The 17,713-nt window shown below is 45.7% G+C and carries 15 protein-coding genes and 1 other annotated feature; of the genes, 7 read left to right on the top strand and 8 right to left on the bottom strand.

Annotation, left to right across the window (positions count from 1 at the left end):
* Positions 1-348 precede the first annotated feature (348 nt).
* Complete coding sequence (locus tag FS736_RS11485) at positions 349-570, top strand: DeoR family transcriptional regulator (protein ID WP_079510115.1); 222 nt, start codon at positions 349-351, stop codon at positions 568-570.
* Between the two features lie 77 nt (positions 571-647).
* On the opposite strand, the gene FS736_RS11480 is transcribed toward FS736_RS11485, so the two are convergent.
* Positions 648-1,364, bottom strand: a complete 717-nt coding sequence (locus tag FS736_RS11480; RefSeq protein ID WP_144477178.1) for a pseudouridine synthase — start codon at positions 1,362-1,364, stop codon at positions 648-650.
* Positions 1,365-1,468: 104 nt separating this feature from the next.
* On the opposite strand from FS736_RS11480, the gene FS736_RS11475 reads away from it, so the two are divergent.
* Positions 1,469-1,717, top strand: a complete 249-nt coding sequence (locus FS736_RS11475) for a hypothetical protein (protein ID WP_144477176.1) — start codon at positions 1,469-1,471, stop codon at positions 1,715-1,717.
* Between the two features lie 42 nt (positions 1,718-1,759).
* Here FS736_RS11475 and FS736_RS11470 read toward each other — a convergent pair whose 3' ends face one another.
* Positions 1,760-3,388, bottom strand: a complete 1,629-nt coding sequence (locus FS736_RS11470; RefSeq protein ID WP_144477173.1) for a putative polysaccharide biosynthesis protein — start codon at positions 3,386-3,388, stop codon at positions 1,760-1,762.
* A gap of 269 nt (positions 3,389-3,657) precedes the next feature.
* Between FS736_RS11470 and FS736_RS11465 the strand changes: the two genes are divergently transcribed.
* The gene (locus tag FS736_RS11465) at positions 3,658-4,926 is read left to right on the top strand and encodes a BaiN/RdsA family NAD(P)/FAD-dependent oxidoreductase (protein ID WP_144477170.1); all 1,269 of its coding nucleotides are present in this window, start codon (positions 3,658-3,660) and stop codon (positions 4,924-4,926) included.
* 521 nt (positions 4,927-5,447) lie between these two features.
* Here the strand turns inward: FS736_RS11465 and FS736_RS11460 are convergent.
* The 6 genes from FS736_RS11460 to FS736_RS11435 form a co-directional block, all read right to left on the bottom strand.
* The gene (locus FS736_RS11460; protein WP_144477167.1) at positions 5,448-5,633 is read right to left on the bottom strand and encodes a sporulation protein Cse60; all 186 of its coding nucleotides are present in this window, start codon (positions 5,631-5,633) and stop codon (positions 5,448-5,450) included.
* A gap of 56 nt (positions 5,634-5,689) precedes the next feature.
* Positions 5,690-6,001: a rhodanese-like domain-containing protein gene (locus tag FS736_RS11455; protein ID WP_144477164.1), complete on the bottom strand. Its 312-nt coding sequence runs from the start codon at positions 5,999-6,001 to the stop codon at positions 5,690-5,692.
* A gap of 179 nt (positions 6,002-6,180) precedes the next feature.
* Complete coding sequence (leuS, locus tag FS736_RS11450) at positions 6,181-8,595, bottom strand: leucine--tRNA ligase (RefSeq protein WP_144477161.1); 2,415 nt, start codon at positions 8,593-8,595, stop codon at positions 6,181-6,183.
* A gap of 74 nt (positions 8,596-8,669) precedes the next feature.
* Positions 8,670-8,889: a binding site (T-box leader), on the bottom strand.
* Between the two features lie 190 nt (positions 8,890-9,079).
* The gene (locus FS736_RS11445) at positions 9,080-10,411 is read right to left on the bottom strand and encodes a (Fe-S)-binding protein (protein ID WP_144477158.1); all 1,332 of its coding nucleotides are present in this window, start codon (positions 10,409-10,411) and stop codon (positions 9,080-9,082) included.
* Positions 10,408-11,820, bottom strand: coding sequence for a glycolate oxidase subunit GlcD (gene glcD / locus FS736_RS11440; RefSeq protein WP_144477155.1), 1,413 nt, complete (start codon positions 11,818-11,820; stop codon positions 10,408-10,410). Before glcD ends, FS736_RS11445 begins: the two co-directional genes overlap by 4 nt.
* Before the next feature lie 91 nt (positions 11,821-11,911).
* On the bottom strand, positions 11,912-13,606 hold the full coding sequence (locus FS736_RS11435; RefSeq protein ID WP_144477152.1) for an L-lactate permease: 1,695 nt from the start codon (positions 13,604-13,606) through the stop codon (positions 11,912-11,914).
* 297 nt (positions 13,607-13,903) lie between these two features.
* Here FS736_RS11435 and FS736_RS11430 point away from each other — a divergent pair, with 297 nt between their 5' ends.
* The 4 genes from FS736_RS11430 to FS736_RS11415 all read left to right on the top strand — a co-directional run bounded on the left by FS736_RS11430 (position 13,904) and on the right by FS736_RS11415 (position 17,702).
* A complete protein-coding gene (locus tag FS736_RS11430; protein ID WP_144477149.1) occupies positions 13,904-14,638 on the top strand; it encodes a FadR/GntR family transcriptional regulator in 735 nt (244 codons plus the stop codon).
* A 176-nt stretch (positions 14,639-14,814) separates the two neighbouring features.
* Complete coding sequence (locus FS736_RS11425; protein WP_144477147.1) at positions 14,815-15,531, top strand: (Fe-S)-binding protein; 717 nt, start codon at positions 14,815-14,817, stop codon at positions 15,529-15,531.
* Between the two features lie 24 nt (positions 15,532-15,555).
* A complete protein-coding gene (locus tag FS736_RS11420) occupies positions 15,556-16,986 on the top strand; it encodes a LutB/LldF family L-lactate oxidation iron-sulfur protein (RefSeq protein ID WP_144477144.1) in 1,431 nt (476 codons plus the stop codon).
* Entirely contained in the window at positions 16,980-17,702 is a 723-nt protein-coding gene (locus FS736_RS11415) for a LutC/YkgG family protein (protein ID WP_222125069.1), read from the top strand. Before FS736_RS11420 ends, FS736_RS11415 begins: the two co-directional genes overlap by 7 nt.
* The last annotated feature ends 11 nt before the right edge of the window (positions 17,703-17,713 follow it).

Here is a 17,713-nt window from a genome sequence, read left to right as displayed (position 1 = left end):
ATTCGCTATTCGTAAACTTTCAACCTCAATAAACTTTTCAAATTTTCTAACAACTGTCATATTTAGCCTGTTTAAAACCATATCGTTAAGTATATAAACCATATAGAGGGAGGCAGATAAATAACTAATTGTTAAATTTTCATAAAAAACAGTGAATAATCTGGAATTTTGTATTATTTAAGTGTAAAATAGTCCAAAAGGTAGGACATCTTATGACTTCCTTTTTAAAATGGACGCAAAAGGAGCTGTCTGGAAAGAAGAAAACTACATACTTGAGGATTCGTCTTCAATCAAAGTCGGTTGCAGGAAAATGACAAAGGGGTTTAAAAAAGGATAGGGAGTGGTTGTTTGAAACCTTCGACTAACCGGATGATAAACCGCATCAAATCCATCTACATGTATATATGTCAGAATGGAACTGTCACAACTCAAGATCTTGTAGAGGAATTCGGAATTACTCCTCGAACCATCCAGAGGGATTTGAATGTCCTGGCTTATAACGACTTAGTGAAAAGTCCGAGCCGAGGTAAATGGACAACGACCCGGAAAAAAGTAAAGATGTCGTCATAGCAGAAAAATAGAAACGTATGGCACTAAACAATTAAAAATAAGAAAAAAATCGCCGGGGGAGCACCCTCGGCGATTTTTTATACTTCATAGTTTTGCAGCATTTCGACTTCTTCGTCGGTAAGCTCCCTGTACTCTCCAAGTTCGAGTGTTTCATCAAGCTCAAGCGGGCCCATCGACAATCTCTTCAGGTATACAACCCTTTTCCCCACTGCCTGGAACATCCTCTTCACCTGATGGAACTTCCCTTCTGTAATAGTCAGTTCGATATCGGAAGTCAAACCGGATTTTAAGATGACAAGCTCCCCAGGTTTTGTCTCATAGCCGTCATCAAGGGTGACACCCTGTTTAAATGCTTCAATGTCCGCTTCTGTTACTTCCCCCTCGATCACTGCAAAATACGTTTTCGGAACATGCTTTTTAGGCGATAGCAGCCTGTGGGACAACTGTCCGTCATTCGTGATCAATAGCAGGCCTTCCGTATCCTTATCAAGCCTTCCGACCGGAAAAGGCTCAAAGACCAAATCCTCCATCTCAAGCAGGTCGATGACCGTCTCATCATGGTTGTCTTCAGTTGCAGAGATGACACCAGGCGGCTTGTTCATCATCAAATAAATAAACTCTCGATAATGAATTTCCTCTCCATTCAAAGTGATGAAGTCTTTTTCAGGGTCAACATGCTGTTTAGCATCCTTGATGGCTTCGCCATTCACTTTAACAGCACCATCTTTTAAAAGTTTTTTCACATCTTTCCTGCTCCCATATCCAAGGTTGGAAAGCACTTTATCTATTCTCATGGTATACCCCCTCTAATTCACATGGGCATAAGCCCATTCCATTTCCTTTTGCCATACATAGACTAATATCATAATTTACATCAGATTACGAGGAGATGACCTTAATGAATTACCGACAGCAAGGGCAAGGCTTGTACATTCCCCTTCCCGGAGTGCCAGGCGGAGGCTATCCAGGAGGTGGATATCCTGGTGGCGGATATCCTGGCGGCGGAGGCCAATTTAATCAGAGGCTCAACCAGCTCGAAAGGCAAATCCAAAGATTGAACAATCAGATCGACCGGCTGGACCGCAGGGTCGACAGGATTGAGCGCCGTCTTAACATCCGCGACAATGACCAGCAGTTTTACTATTAGGATGCATTAAAAATGGCCTTCATAAACGAAGGCCATTCTTTATTAAACCGGCAGCCTTAATTTGCGCTTGATTTTTGTGACCCGATCCCCAAAGAGCCTGTCCACCAGTTTGGTCCGGAAACCAAGATAAAAATACACACCCGCACCTACAACAGCAGAAATAACAATGATCATAATGGATTCGAACTTTCCTGCCGGTGACAGGAACTGGACAAGCACTCCATAGAAGGCAGCCGTTACGCCTGCCATTAACCCTGAGAACACAAGGATCAGGATAATCCTTCTCGTTACAAATCCCATTGGATACCTTGCGAACTTTTTGATCACCACCATATTGATGATGATTGCAACAATGTAACCTATCGCAGTAGAGATCACTGCCCCCTGTGTTTCATACAGCTTGATCAACGGCATGTTAAGGCTCAATTTTACCAGCAAACCCGTCAACAGGCTTAAAATCGTAAAACGCTGTTCATTGATTCCCTGCAGGATTGCCGCTGTTACGGAAAATAGCGCAAACAGGATGGCAACTGGGGCGTATGTGGCCAGTACTTCTGTTCCAAGATCATTATGTGCATAGAAGACGGTATACATTGGTTCCGCCAGAAGGGCAATTCCAACTGCAGCAGGCACAGTCAGATACATCAGGACCTGGAACGTTTGGTCAAGCTGCCTCCTCATTCCCTTACGGTCGTTCTCCGTAAAAGCTTTCGTGATGCTTGGCACCAGCGTCAATGAAAAAGCCGTAGCCAGAGAAACTGGAATGATCACTAGCTTATGGGATTGGAAATTCAGCACTGAAAACGCCGTATTCGCTTCATTCTGGCTATTCCCAATTGCCATCATCGCTCTGTTGAAGGTCATCATATCAATAAACTGGAACAAAGGATTGGCAATCCCGACAAATACAAATGGCGCTGCATAAAGAAGGATTTCCTTATAAATGTCCTTCAAGGAAATATCCATCGTCTTTTTATCTTCTTCCAGCAATTTATCCAAATGCGGTTTTCTTTTGACCCAATACCAGCCAAGCACCCCAAGACTGCCGAGTGCACCTATGAACGCAGCAAACGTAGCTACGCTGACCGCGGTAACCATATCACCTTCAATTACGTTCAGAACAAAAAATGCACCTGCAAGGACGAAAACAATCCTTACAATTTGCTCTACCACTTGCGATACGGCTGATGGTCCCATCGATTGATGTCCCTGGAAGAAACCGCGGATCAAGCTCATGAATGGAACAACGATCAGCGCGAAACTGACTGCCCGTATCACCGTTGTCACATCTTCAGCCGTTATTTTCGCATTTTCTTCCCCACTAGTGTTCATGACTATATCAGCCAGACCCGGAGCCGTTACATACATGATCAGGAACGACAAAATGCCTGTCGCAAGCATGACAGCGACTCCTGATTTGAATAACTTCCTGCCGACGGCATACTCCTCAAGAGCATTATATTTTGCTATGAACTTTGAAACAGCCAGCGGCACACCGGCTGTGGCGATGCTTATGAAAATTGTATATGGAATGTAAGAGAACGAATATAGGGCGGTCCCATAATCTCCTACGATCGCAAAAAAGGGAATAACATAAAACAATCCCAGTACTTTGGATAAAATCGTGCCAATTGTCAGTATGAACGTCCCTCGTAATAGCTTAGATGACATATAATCCCTACTTTTCAATCTATAAAATAAAATCAGTTTACAAACTTGTATTTTACCATAAACACTATCCGGCACTATGATATTTATCAACGGATGCAGAAATTTCCTGCATTCCCTAGTTTACTCCTTCTTCAGCCTGACTGCCAGTTTTCAGGCTGAAGAGATTTGAATTTCTCAGTCAGGGAAATGTTTTTAAAGAAGAGATGCATTATAATAAGAAAAGTGCGCAATTGCATTTATAAATAGTGAAACGAAAAGTTGGTGAAGCAATGAAATACGATGTAATCGTCCTTGGCGGCGGGCCTTCTGGCTTGATGGCTGCGATTGCTGCTGGCGAGAAAGGTGCAAAGGTGCTGCTGATCGATAAAGGGGACAAGCTCGGCCGAAAGCTGGCCATCTCCGGCGGCGGACGCTGCAATGTGACAAATCGCCTCCCTGTCGATGAAATCATTAAACATATACCCGGAAACGGGCGATTCCTATACAGTGCCCTTTCGATTTTCAGCAATGAGGATATCATTTCATTTTTTGAAGGGCTCGGAATCAAGCTGAAAGAAGAGGACCATGGCCGGATGTTCCCAGTCACAGATAAAGCCCAATCGGTTGTCGATGCTCTTTTATCAAAGCTAAGAGAGTTAAAAGTAGAAATTAAGACAAATACTCCTGTGGCCGATGTGCATTACAGGGACGGAAAAGTTGATTCAGTGGAATTAAAAAATGGAGACAGGATTTTAGCAGACAGCGTGATCATCGCAGTAGGCGGGAAATCCGTTCCCCATACCGGTTCGACTGGTGATGGATACGCCTGGGCGGAAAAAGCAGGCCACACCATCACCACCCTGTTCCCTACAGAAGTGCCCGTAACCTCTTCTGAACCCTTTATTAAGGAGAAGATTTTGCAGGGGCTTTCCTTGAGAGGGATTGCGCTCAGTGTCCTGAACCCTAAAGGAAAGGCGCTTATCACACACAAGATGGACATGATTTTCACCCATTTCGGAATCAGCGGCCCTGCCGTGCTTCGCTGCAGCCAGTTCGTCGTCAAAGCGATGCAAAAGTGGAATCTGAAAGAGATCGTCATGTCCCTGGACGCTCTTCCTGACATGAAGGAAGAAGAATTGTTCCAGGAAATCAATAAGTTGATAAAAGCTGAGCCAAAAAAAGCGCTGAAAAATCTGCTTAAGGGACTTTTGCCTGAACGCTATTTATTGTTCCTGTTTGAGCGGAATGAAATTGACCCAGCAATGCAGGGCGGACAGCTGGGACATGAAAAGATCAGGAACTTTGCGAGTTCGGTGAAACAATTCGAGTTCAAAGTCAACGGCACTCTGCCGCTTGATAAAGCATTCGTCACCGGCGGCGGCGTATCCGTCAAAGAAGTCGAGCCGCAAACAATGGCATCCAAGAAAGCAGAAGGACTATATTTCTGCGGGGAAATCCTCGATATCCACGGATATACAGGAGGATACAATATCACATCCGCGCTAGTTACCGGAAGGCTCGCCGGAACCAATGCAGCTGGATTTGCGCTGAGGAAATAGAGATTTGTATTTAGTGTCCACACGCACTTTGCGTGGTGGACACTTTTTTTGTTTTTTTCTGTTTTTCTGTCCGTCATGGGATTGATGAAGGACACTTTTTCTCGGTTTCCATCCGTTTTTGTCCGTCATGGACCTGATGACGGACACTTTTGCTAGGTCTCCATCCGTTTTTGTCCGTCATGGACCTGATGACGGACACTTTTTCTCGGTTTCCACCAGCTTTTGGCCATCATAGACTGGATGACGGACATTTTTGCTAGCTCTCCATCTATTTTTGTCCGTCATGGACCTGATGACGGACACTTTTTCTCGGTTTCCACCAGCTTTTGGCCGTCATAGACTGGATGACGGACATTTTTGCTAGCTCTCCATCTATTTTTGTCCGTCATGGAGCTGATGACGGACACTTTTGTTCGGTCTCCATCAGCTTTTGTCCATCATGGCTTGGATGACGTACACTATTCCCCGTTAGTACCTTGTCACGAATCTTTTTCACATAAAAACAGAGCCTGATTCAAGGCTCAGGCTCTGTATACAATCATGGCTGAAAAACAGTAAATCTGCTCTTCATCCTCTTCTTCAGGTATGACCGCGACATTGTATTTAATGTCGAGCAGTTTTTTTTCATCTAGTTTTTCAAGAAACACGTTCATATCCTGTTCGAGATCTTTTTCATGCTCATGATCAAACACTCTGACCTGGATCAAGGTAATCTTCCTTCCTTTTTACCATCCATTCTGGCCAGATTTTCAGAATTTTATAATTATGGGCGCTTTGTTTCTCCGCCCCAGCTCATCATGCCGCCAACCATGTTACGGACTTTGTAGCCTTGCTCGTTCATGTAGTGGCAGACATTGCCGCTGCGTGCGCTTGAACGGCAGATGAAGATGTATTCCTTGTCCTTGTCGAATTCGTTCATTCTTTCAGGGATTTCGCCCATTGGGATGTGCTTGGCTCCAGGGATCATGCCGGATTCAACTTCGTCATGTTCACGTACGTCAACCATTTCAAGCTTTTCGCCTGCTTCCAGTTTCTTTTGAAGCTCTTCAGTTGAGATTGTTTCAATTTTATTCATAAGTCATTTCCTCCAATTTTCAATAAAATTTATCCTTATTATTCAAGGATCCAATACCATATTGTATTTTCCCCTATTTATTATATAAAAACTCTTTTTATAATACAAAGGAAAAACCTCATGGGGTATTTCAATTTTATAAAACAAAGGACCGCAAAAGCGATCCTTTGCAAAACGTATTAGTTAGCGACAATGTTGACAAGCTTTCCTGGTACTGCGATCACTTTGCGGACTGTCTTACCGTCGATTTGTTCTTTAACGGTATTATCGCCCATAGCAATCTGCTCAAGAGTCTCTCTGTTGGCATCGGCAGGTACCATCATTTTTGCTTTGATTTTGCCGTTCACCTGGACAACGATTTCGACTTCGTCATCAACAAGCTTGGCTTCATCATATGCTGGCCATGCTGCATAGGTGATAGACTCGCTGTGCCCAAGCTTTTCCCAAAGCTCTTCTGTGATATGCGGTGCAATCGGAGCAAGCATTTTCACAAATCCTTCTACATATCCCTTAGGAAGTTCCTCAGCTTTGTATGCTTCGTTGATGAAGACCATCATCTGTGAGATCGCTGTGTTGAAACGAAGTCCTTCATAGTCTTCTGTTACTTTTTTAACCGTCTGGTGGTAGACTTTTTCAAGGTTTTGGTTTTCCACATCCTTGATCTTCGAGCTCAGGCTTCCGTTTTCATCGACGAACAGGCGCCAGATACGGTCAAGGAATCGGCGTGATCCATCAAGTCCATTTGTTGACCATGCAATCGATGCCTCCAGCGGTCCCATGAACATTTCGTAAAGGCGAAGTGTATCCGCACCGTGGCTTCCGACGATTTCATCCGGGTTGACGACATTGCCTTTTGATTTACTCATTTTTTCATTATTTTCACCAAGGATCATCCCCTGGTTGAAAAGCTTCTGGAATGGCTCTTTCGTATGGACAACACCCACATCGTAAAGAACCTTGTGCCAGAAACGAGCGTAAAGCAAGTGAAGTACTGCGTGCTCCGCGCCTCCAATGTAAATATCGACAGGCAGCCATTGCTTTAATTTTTCTTCATCGGCAAGCGCCTGATCATTCTTCGGATCGATGTAGCGAAGGTAATACCAGCAGCTGCCAGCCCATTGCGGCATGGTGTTCGTTTCCCTGCGGCCCTTTTTGCCTGTTTCAGGGTCAACCACATTCACCCAGTCAGCGATATTGGCAAGCGGGGACTCGCCTGTGCCTGATGGCTTGATTTCAGTTGTTTTAGGAAGGACAAGTGGCAGCTGATCATCTGGAACTGCTGTCATTGTGCCATCTTCCCAGTGGATGATTGGAATCGGCTCACCCCAGTAACGCTGGCGGCTGAACAGCCAGTCGCGAAGGCGATATGTGACCTTCTTTGTACCAATGCCTTTTTCTTCAAGCCAGGCAATCATCTTGCTGATGGCATCTTCCTTATTCATGCCGTCAAGGAATTCAGAGTTTACATGATCACCGTCGCCAGTATAGGCTTCTTCCTGGACGTTTCCGCCGGCTACAACTTCCTTGATTTCCAACTCGAATTTTTTAGCAAACTCGTAGTCGCGCTCGTCATGCGCAGGAACTGCCATGATTGCGCCAGTTCCGTATGACGCAAGAACATAGTCTGCGATCCAGATTGGCATTTTTTCGCCGTTTGCTGGATTGATCGCATAAGCCCCGGTGAAGACTCCAGTTTTGTCTTTTGCTAAATCGGTACGCTCAAGATCGCTCTTGCTCTTGATTTCATCAATATATTTTTCTACTGCAGCTTTTTGTTCAGAAGTAGTGATTTTATCAACCAATTGATGCTCTGGTGCAAGCACCGCGTAAGTTGCGCCGAACAGTGTATCCGGACGGGTTGTGAAAACCGTGAATGTTCCCTCATGTCCTTCGATGTTGAAAGTGATTTCCGCACCTTCTGAACGGCCAATCCAGTTGCGCTGCATATCCTTCAGGCTCTCCGGCCAATCAAGTAAATCAAGATCCTCAAGAAGACGGTCTGCATACGCAGTAATCTTTAACATCCATTGTCTCATCGGACGGCGTTCCACCGGATGTCCGCCGCGCTCGCTTTTACCATCGATTACTTCTTCGTTCGCTAAAACTGTTCCAAGTGCCGGGCACCAGTTAACAGCGACTTCGTCAATGTACGCTAGCCCTTTTTCATAAAGCTTAAGGAAAATCCACTGAGTCCACTTGTAGTATTCAGGGTCAGTCGTGTTGACTTCGCGGTCCCAGTCGTATGAAAAGCCTAATGCCTTGATCTGGCGGCGGAACGTGTTAATGTTCTTCTCCGTAAATTCTGCCGGGTCATTCCCTGTATCAAGTGCATACTGCTCTGCCGGCAGTCCGAATGCGTCCCAGCCCATTGGATGAAGGACGTTGAATCCCTGCATCCTTTTCATGCGGGAAAGGATGTCTGTTGCCGTATATCCTTCCGGGTGTCCAACGTGAAGGCCGGCACCTGATGGATACGGGAACATATCAAGCGCGTAAAACTTCTCTTTCCCTTTATCTTCAGTTGTTTTGAACGTTTTGTTCTGTTCCCAATAAGCTTGCCATTTTTTCTCGATTTCCTGATGGTTGAAACTCATCGTCATGTCCTCCTGTTTGGTTTCGATTTATTTTAGCGGATGAATTTTTGCAAATAAAAAACTCCCGCCCCTGTAAAAGGGACGAGAGGTTATGTATGATCTCCCGCGGTACCACCCAAATTAGTGTGTAACACTCGCTTCATTCATCCTTAACGCGGAAAACGGCAAACGCTACTTGTGTGTTCACGTCTGCGACTCAAAGGCGAGTTCATGATGGTCCCGTCTGGCTTGCACCAACCGCCAGCTCTCTTCCTCAGGTTTATCACCACTACTACTCCTTGTCGAAGTCTTTCATTATGATATAGGGATATTGTAATAAAATTCCCCTGCAGATGCAAGCAGGGAGGAAAATAAATGATTATAGAGAGTATTATACGAATAAGCCGGCTTGGCGGTGCGGGTCTTTATACCTGTTCATCATGCAAAATTAAATCCCCTTATGGATAAGTGCCCATCTCTGCAAATAGAGATGGGCCTTCAAAGATCACTTCTCGGTTTGTGTAGCTTCCAATAGCAGGTCCACAATATGCACGCCTCTCATTCTTTCAGAGAGTCCTTCGCGCTCAATTCCAAGCTTCATCTGCAGCAGACATCCCGGGTTTGCGGTTACAATCGTCGTTGCATGGGTGGCCTTTGCCTGAACCATTTTGGAGTCTAGTAACTGCATGGACATTTCACTTTCGACAATATTATAGATTCCTGCCGAGCCACAGCAACGGTCGGCATTCTGCATCTCGCTGAATTCTGCCCCTTGGATTGATTGCAGCAGCGTCCTGGGCGCTGAAGCTGTTTTCATCACATTGCGCAAGTGGCATGAATCCTGGTACGTAATAGTTTGCGGCGACAGTTCCAGCTTCACTTTTTCATGAAAACCGACCTCCATCAAAATCTGCGATATATCCTTGATTTTATCAGTAAAGGCCTGTGCCCTTTCCTTCCATTCCGGATCATCTTTAAGCAAGTGGTCATAGTCGATCAGGAAGGCGCCACAGCCTCCTGCATTCGTGATGATAAAATCAACTCCGGTATCCTCGAAGGCTTTAATGTTCCGCCTCGCAAGTGCTTTCGCATCTTCCTTTTCTCCGCTGTGTCCATGAAGCGCTCCGCAGCATGCCTGATCCTTAGGGATGACAATTTCACATCCTGCGAGCTGCAAAAGCTTCATCGTCGCATTGTTAGTTTCGAGGAACATTGTATCCATCAGGCAGCCGCTGAAGAATGCGACCTTATGAGTCTTCGGGCCGATTGGCTCAAGAAGTTCAGGCCGATTTTTCATTTCCTTCATTGTAGGCACCTGAGGGAGTACTTTCTCCATCGTGGCGAGCGATTCAGGGAAAAGCTTCATCACTCCTATGCCGCGTGCAACCTTCTGCAGGCCGGAGCGCTGATAGAAGCCTATAAGGCCAGTCAGCCCCCTCATCCGCTCCTGGTGAGGAAAAAGTCCTTTAAAAACAGCTTTCCTTACCATTTTAACTGGCATTGAGAATTTCTTGTTTTGATTGACAATATCCCGGGCATCTTCAAGAAGATGTCCATAATTCACCCCGGACGGGCAGACCGGTTCACATGCCCGGCAGCCAAGGCAAAGATCAAGTGACCGCTCAAAATCTTCATCAGGTTCGATAAGGCCATCGACTACTGCCTTCATTAAAGCGATGCGGCCCCTGGGCGAATGGGATTCTTGATAGCCAGATTCGATATAGGTGGGACAAGTCGGCAGGCAGAACCCGCAGCGCATGCAGTTCAATAGCTCATCCTGGTTCATCTTTTCCTGGAATTGTGTCTGGATTCTTTGCTGTTCCTGTACCGTTGTCATTTTGTTACCACCACTCGTTTCCTGCTGTCTTTCGCAAAAATCTTTCCGGGATTCATGATATTGTTTGGATCGAGTGCCATTTTTACAGCCTTCATGGCTGTGATCCCTTCTTTTCCCAGCTTAAGCTCGAGATACGGTGCTTTCATGACCCCGACTCCGTGCTCGCCCGTAATTGTACCGCCAAACTCGATTGCCTTCTCAAAAATTTCCGCAAATGCCTTCTCGACCCTTTCCATTTCCTTATGATTGCGTGAATCAGTCGGACAAGTAGGATGAAGATTTCCATCTCCTGCGTGACCAAACGTGCAGATATCCAAATCATACTTTTTCGCGATTTCATTGATTGCATTGACCATTCTGGCGATCTCTGATCTTGGCACAGTGGCATCCTCCAAAATGGTCGTCGGCTTTAACCTGGCCAATGCAGATAGGGCACTCCTGCGCGCAGTCCTTAGTGCTTCCGCCTCAGCTTCAGATTGCGCCAGCTGCACAGACACAGCCTTTTCTTCTTTGCACACCTCGGCAATCCTGGCCATGTCACGCTCGACAACTTCAATCGGGCCATCCTGCTCGATCAATAGAACCGCTTCAACATCTGTTGGCAGCCCGATTTTGGCAAAATCCTCGACAACCCTTAAAGTCGGCTGATCAAGGAATTCCAGCGTAGCAGGGATGATTTTGCTCGCAATGATCTTTGATACCGATTTAGCTGCCGCTTCAAGATCTTGATATAGAGCAAGCATCGTTTGTTTTGTCTCAGGCATCGGAATCAATTTAAGGATAGCTTCAGTAATGATGCCAAGCGTACCCTCGGAACCGACGAGCAACCTGGTAAAATCATATCCCGCGACATCCTTTGCCAGTTTCCCTCCTGTACGGATGATATCCCCATTTGGCAGCACTGCTTCAAGACCGATTACGTAATCTCTCGTCACCCCATACTTCAATCCGCGCAGGCCGCCGGAATTTTCGTTGATATTGCCGCCGATGGTTGATATTTTCATAGAGCCAGGATCTGGAGGGAAAAACAGCCCTTTTGGTTCCACCGCATTGATTAAATCAAGCGTTACCACCCCGGGCTGGACGGTGGCAGTCAGATTCTCTTCATCCACCTCAAGGATTTTGTTCATGTGTTTAAAAAGAAGCACGATTCCGCCTTCTGTCGGGCAAGTGCCTGCGCAAAGATTCGTCCCGGATCCGCGAGGCACAATCGGAATTTTATATTCATTGCAAAGTTTAACAACCTCAGATATCTCCTGTTTGTTCCGCGGACTTACAACGGCATCCGGCATTGATTGAAAGTTAGGTGTTGCATCATATGAATAGACCAGCCGACCCGTTTTGGAATCATCAAAATTAGCAGCAGTTACGATTGTGATTATTTTTTCTTTCACTGTGTTTGGAAGCATGAAAGTTCCCCCTAAAATAGATAAATAAAGCCAGGCTTCTTTTCAAACTGAAAGAAGCCTGGAATTTTTCCTGTAAATTTTTCACTTATCTTTATGGAATCATCCAGGACAGGACGCTATTTTGCAGGAATGTAAGAATTCCGACCAGCGTCACAAGGAACAAACTGTGTTTGATCGTGAAGCGGAACAGTTCGGATTCTTTTCCAGCAAGACCTACTGCTGCACAGGCGACGGCAATCGACTGCGGCGAAATCATTTTTCCGGTTACACCTCCCGAAGAGTTCGCTGCCACAGCAAGGATCGGATCCATGCCAACGGAAGTCGCGGTGATTTTCTGCAGGTTTCCGAATAAAAGGTTAGCAGATGTATCAGAACCAGTGATGAAAACGCCAAGCCATCCAAGGAATGGAGAGAAGAATGGGAACAGGACAGCACCAGTTTTTGCAAGCGTCATGCCAAGTGTCGTGCTCATCCCGGAAGCATTTGTCACATAAGCGAATCCCACGACCGAACCGATGGTGATGACAGGATACTTTAATTCATTCAGCGTCTCTCCAAAGGTAGCAGCCCAGTTTTTCCAGGAGATGCCGACAACGAATTTAGTAAGTATAGCGGCGATCAAAATCGCTGTCCCTGCGGCTCCGAGTACCTCCAGTTTAAATACGGCAGCAATCGGGGCGCCTTCAGAATTGATGATTCTGTTATTCAAGAAAGGTACTTCCGGTGCATATGTCAGTGAATGTCCTAAAGAGTTGATTGCCTTTAAAATCGAATTTGTTCCTTCATAATGGCCTATCAGGGCAAGCTTGATGGAAGGGATGCCCCATACAGAAATGATTGCAGTCAAAATAAGGAATGGGGACCAGGCTTTGAAAACTTGTGCCCCCGTATTCTGCTGTTTTGTTTTTACTGGCAGATTAACAGCTGATGTGGCTGCCATTTCCTCTTCTGCATCAAATCTGAAAATAGTCTTTGGCTTCCAGAACTTGAGGAAGATTGCCAGCGCGAACAATGAAACAAGCGCTGATAAAATGTCAGGCAGCTCCGGTCCAAGGAAGTTTGATGCCACGTATTGAGTAAGTGCAAATGAAACTCCGGAAACGAGGACAGCTGGCATTACTTCCATTGCCCTTTTGAACCCTGCCATGATCACGACCAGGTAGAATGGGATAAAGACAGATAAGAATGGCAGCTGTCTGCCGACCATTTTTGAGATTTCCATCGCCGGAATGCCGGTAGGGCCTTCAACAGCAATAATCGGAATACCAATCGCACCAAATGCAACTGGTGCTGTGTTGGCGATCAGGCAAAGTCCTGCAGCGTAAAGCGGCCTAAAACCCAATCCCACCAAAAGAGCAGCCGAAATCGCTACCGGTGCTCCAAAGCCAGCGGCACCTTCAAGAAATGCCCCGAATGAGAACGCTACCAAAAGTGCCTGCAAGCGGCGGTCTTCTGTTATAGACAGTACTGAATTGCGGATAATGTCAAACTGGCCAGTTTTAACTGTCAGCTTGTACAAAAATACGGATGTAATGATGATCCAGCCAATCGGGAGGATACCATACACTGCCCCCTGTGAAGCTGACATCAAAGCCATTCCCGCAGGCATTTTAAAAGCAACAATTGCAATAAGCAAGGCAACAGCAAGTGTTGTCAGGCCCGCTATGTACCCCTTCATCTGTTTGATAGCAAGTGCCCAGAAGAAATATAAAATCGGAATCAGTGCGACGATTGCGGACAAGGCCAGGTTATCCCCTACCGCTGTGAAATTTTGTGTGAACGACATACTTTACCCCCTGCTTTGATGATTTTTCTTTTAAAAACATTTTCCAGCTTAAAGTCATCAAGTAATCGCTTACATAAAATGATAAGGTCATCTGATGACTAGGTCATTAACTAATTTGAATTATAGAATGGACTTTACAAAATTATCAATATATTTTTTGAAATTTAGTAAAATATAATCAGAAGCGAGTACGGTTCTTTAAATTGAAATTTCCCGCTTATAGTGATAAACAATATTACAGAGCTGAGGAAAAATTGTATAATGGGAGTCAAGAGAACGAACTTTGGAGGCTTTACTTTGCAATATAAAAGAATCAAACCTAAAAAGATATATGAAGAAGTTGCCGAAACAATCCATGGCATGATCAGGTCTGGACAACTGAAACCAGGCGATAAACTGGATTCGGTCCAGCAGCTGGCTGAGAATTTCCATGTAGGGCGCTCTGCCATCAGGGAAGCATTGAGTGCCTTAAGAGCTATGGGACTCATTGAAATAAAGCAAGGAGAAGGGACATATGTCAGGGAATTTGAAACTGAACAAATCAGCTTCCCCCTTTCCACTGCTATACTGATGAATGTCCATGATACGGCGCATCTTCTGGAAGTGAGGAAGATCCTGGAAGCCGGCACTGTTTTTTCAGCAGCAAAAAAACGGACTGAAAAGCAGCTGCAGACAATGAGAGAGGCGCTGGAGGAAATGAAACATGCTAACGGCGATGAGGAGCTTGGAGAAAAAGCGGATCTGCAATTCCATTTGGCGATTGCCGAAAGTTCGCATAATCCGCTGCTGATCAGCTTGATGAACCATGTTTCCGGCTTGATGGGCGAGACGATGAAAGAAACACGCCGGCTCTGGCTTTACTCGAAACAAACAACGACCGCCCGGCTTCATGATGAGCATTATGCCATCTACGAGGCAATACATGCGCAGGATTCCGAAGAGGCAAGGAATTTGATGCTAAACCATATCGAGAGTGTGGAAGACATTCTCCATAAATACATTAACCAGGCAAAAACAAAACCAACACTCTAACCACATTTCTCACCTGGAAGTGTGGTTTTTATTTTATGATTAAAATTCAATCCTTCACGCAAAATTTTCTGAAACCCCTTTCATAGAGGGATATTTTTGTAGTACTATTAATTTCAAATACAGTATTCAGGTCATCAGATGACCTGTTAATTATCATTCAGGAAAGAGGTTGGACAATGAAGGTAACCCTTTTTGCTACTTGTTTGGTCGATATGTTCCAAAGCAGTGCGGGCAAAGCAACAGTCGAACTGCTGGAGCGGCTTGGCTGTGAAATCGATTTTCCGGAATCACAGGTTTGCTGCGGTCAGCCAGCTTATAACAGTGGATATGTGAAAGAAGCAAAAGAAGCAATGAAATCTATGATCGATACATTTATTGATGCTGAATACGTCGTATCCCCTTCCGGTTCATGCATTACCATGTTCCGTGAATATCCTCATGTCTTCAAGGGAGATCCCGTTTGGGAACCAAAAGCGAAGAAACTTGCGGCCAAATCCTATGAATTGACGCAATTCATTGTAAATGTCTTAAAGATTGAAGATGTCGGGGCCAGCTTTCAAGGCAAGGTTACCTATCATACATCCTGCCACATGACGAGATTGTTAGGTGTCAAAAAAGCCCCTATGATTCTATTAAGCAATGTCAAGGGCCTCGAGTTCACAGAACTTCCGGGCAAGGAGCAATGCTGCGGCTTCGGCGGGACCTTCTCCGTCAAAATGGCCCAGATTTCCGAGCAAATGGTTGATGAAAAGGTTCGGCATGTAGAAGAAACGGGTGCCGAATATTTGATCGGAGCTGATGCTGGCTGCCTGATGAACATTGGAGGCCGCATCGAAAGGCAAGGAAAACCAATCAAGGTGCTTCATATAGCAGAAATATTGAACAGCCGATAAATCTTGGAAAAGGGGGAATTTCCTATGCCAATGAAAATTGGATCAGATAATTTTAAAGAGCGTGTGGACCAGGGTATAAATGATTCATTCATGAGGGGCGCAGTTGCCGGAGCCCAGGAGCGGATGGGCACCCGGAGACAGGATGTTACTGAAGAAATGGGAAACTGGGAAGATTGGCGCAGCCATGGCGAAGAAATCCGCCAGCATGTCCTCGAAAATCTTGACTTTTACCTTGAACAGCTCAGTGAGAACGTTGCAAAGCGCGGCGGCCATGTTTTCTTTGCACAGACTGCCGAAGACGCTAATGAATATATAAAAGGCGTTGTCGAAAAAAAGAATGCAACAAAAATCGTAAAATCCAAATCAATGGTCACGGAAGAAATCAGTTTGAACACAACGCTTGAACAGGCTGGTTGCACCGTTGTAGAAACGGACCTTGGCGAATACATCCTCCAGGTTGATGACCATGATCCGCCATCACATATTGTCGTTCCTGCCCTGCATAAAAACAAGGAGCAAATCAGGGACGTTTTTACAAAGAAGCTTGGCTATCAAAAAACGGAAAAACCGGAAGAACTGGCCTGGCATGCACGCGAAATGCTCCGGCAGGAATATTTGACAGCAGATATCGGGATTACCGGCTGCAATTTTGCCGTTGCCGAGACAGGCTCCTTCAGCCTTGTGACCAATGAAGGAAATGCCGACCTCGTTACCTCCCTCCCAAAAACCCAAATCACGGTTATGGGGATGGAGCGGCTTGTTCCCACATTCGAGGAAATGGAAGTGCTCGTAAGCCTGTTGACAAGAAGCGCTGTCGGCCAGAAGCTGACAAGCTATATCACTGTACTGACTGGTCCACGGGAAGATCATAATGTCGATGGTCCTGAGGAATTCCACCTCGTCATCGTCGATAATGGACGCTCAAAAATCCTTGGAGGCGAATTCCAGTCTGTCCTCCAATGTATCCGTTGCGCTGCTTGTATCAATACTTGCCCGGTTTACCGACATGTCGGCGGACACTCTTACGGTTCGATTTATTCAGGGCCGATCGGAGCTGTTCTATCGCCGTTGCTCGGAGGATACGATCAGTATAAGGAGCTTCCCTATGCTTCCACCCTTTGCGGAGCCTGTACCGATGTTTGTCCTGTAAAAATACCCCTTCACCAGCTATTGCATAAACATCGGCAGGTAATTGTCGAGGAGGAAGGAAAAGCGCCTATTTCCGAGAAACTCGCCATGAAGGCTTTCGGTCTTGGAGCCGCTTCCCCGATGCTGTACAAACTGGGGTCAAAGGTTGCTCCTGCAGCGATGAATCCATTCACAACCGGCGATAAAATTTCAAACGGCCCCGGCCCATTGAAAGCCTGGACTGAGATCAGGGAATTCCCTGCCCCGAATAAAGAAAGATTCAGAGACTGGTTCAAAAACAGGGAAAAAGGAGGCAATGAATCATGACAGGAACAATCCAAAACCGTGAAGCGTTTTTAAATAATATCGCAAGTTCGCTCGGAAGAAACCGTATAACCGGCAACATCAAGCCGCCAGTCTGGAAGCACGGTCCGCAGGATGAAGTTTTAAAGGATGCGACACCAGATGAATTGATTGATGTCCTGAAAACTCAATGTCTTAAAATCCACACAAGCCTGGTCATGACAGATGCCAAGAATCTGCCTGAAACCTTGAATGAAGTTGTAACCAACTATGGAGGCGGACCGGTCGTTTCCTGGAAGGATGACCGATTCGCAAAATGGGGTCTTGACTCCCTGATGAAGCAAGAATGGCCTTCGAAAAACATCGAAGTCTATGATTGGGACCATACAAAAGGCAAGGAAAACATCCGCCAGGCTGAAAGAGCGAATGTCGGACTCACCATCAGTGAAATGACCCTCGCTGAGTCAGGGACAGTCGTATTATTAAGCGATAAAGATAAAGGCCGGACCGTCAGTTTCCTGCCTGCCACTTATATTGCACTCATTCCAAAGAGCACAATTGTGCCAAGGATCACCCAGGCTGCCCGCAAACTTCGGGAGATGCACCTTTCCGGCAAGCAAGTTGCATCTTGCGTCAATTTCATCACCGGACCGAGCAACTCAGCCGATATCGAATTGAACCTTGTCGTCGGAGTTCATGGACCTGTTAAAGCGACATATATTGTGATCGAGGATTTATAGTTTTTAAGTTT

The sequence above is a fragment of the Cytobacillus oceanisediminis 2691 genome (genome assembly GCF_007678455.1).
Lineage (GTDB): Bacteria > Bacillota > Bacilli > Bacillales > Cytobacillaceae > Mesobacillus > Mesobacillus oceanisediminis_A.
Note: the sequence above shows the minus strand (reverse complement) of the source record. Positions and strands in the feature narration are given on the sequence as shown.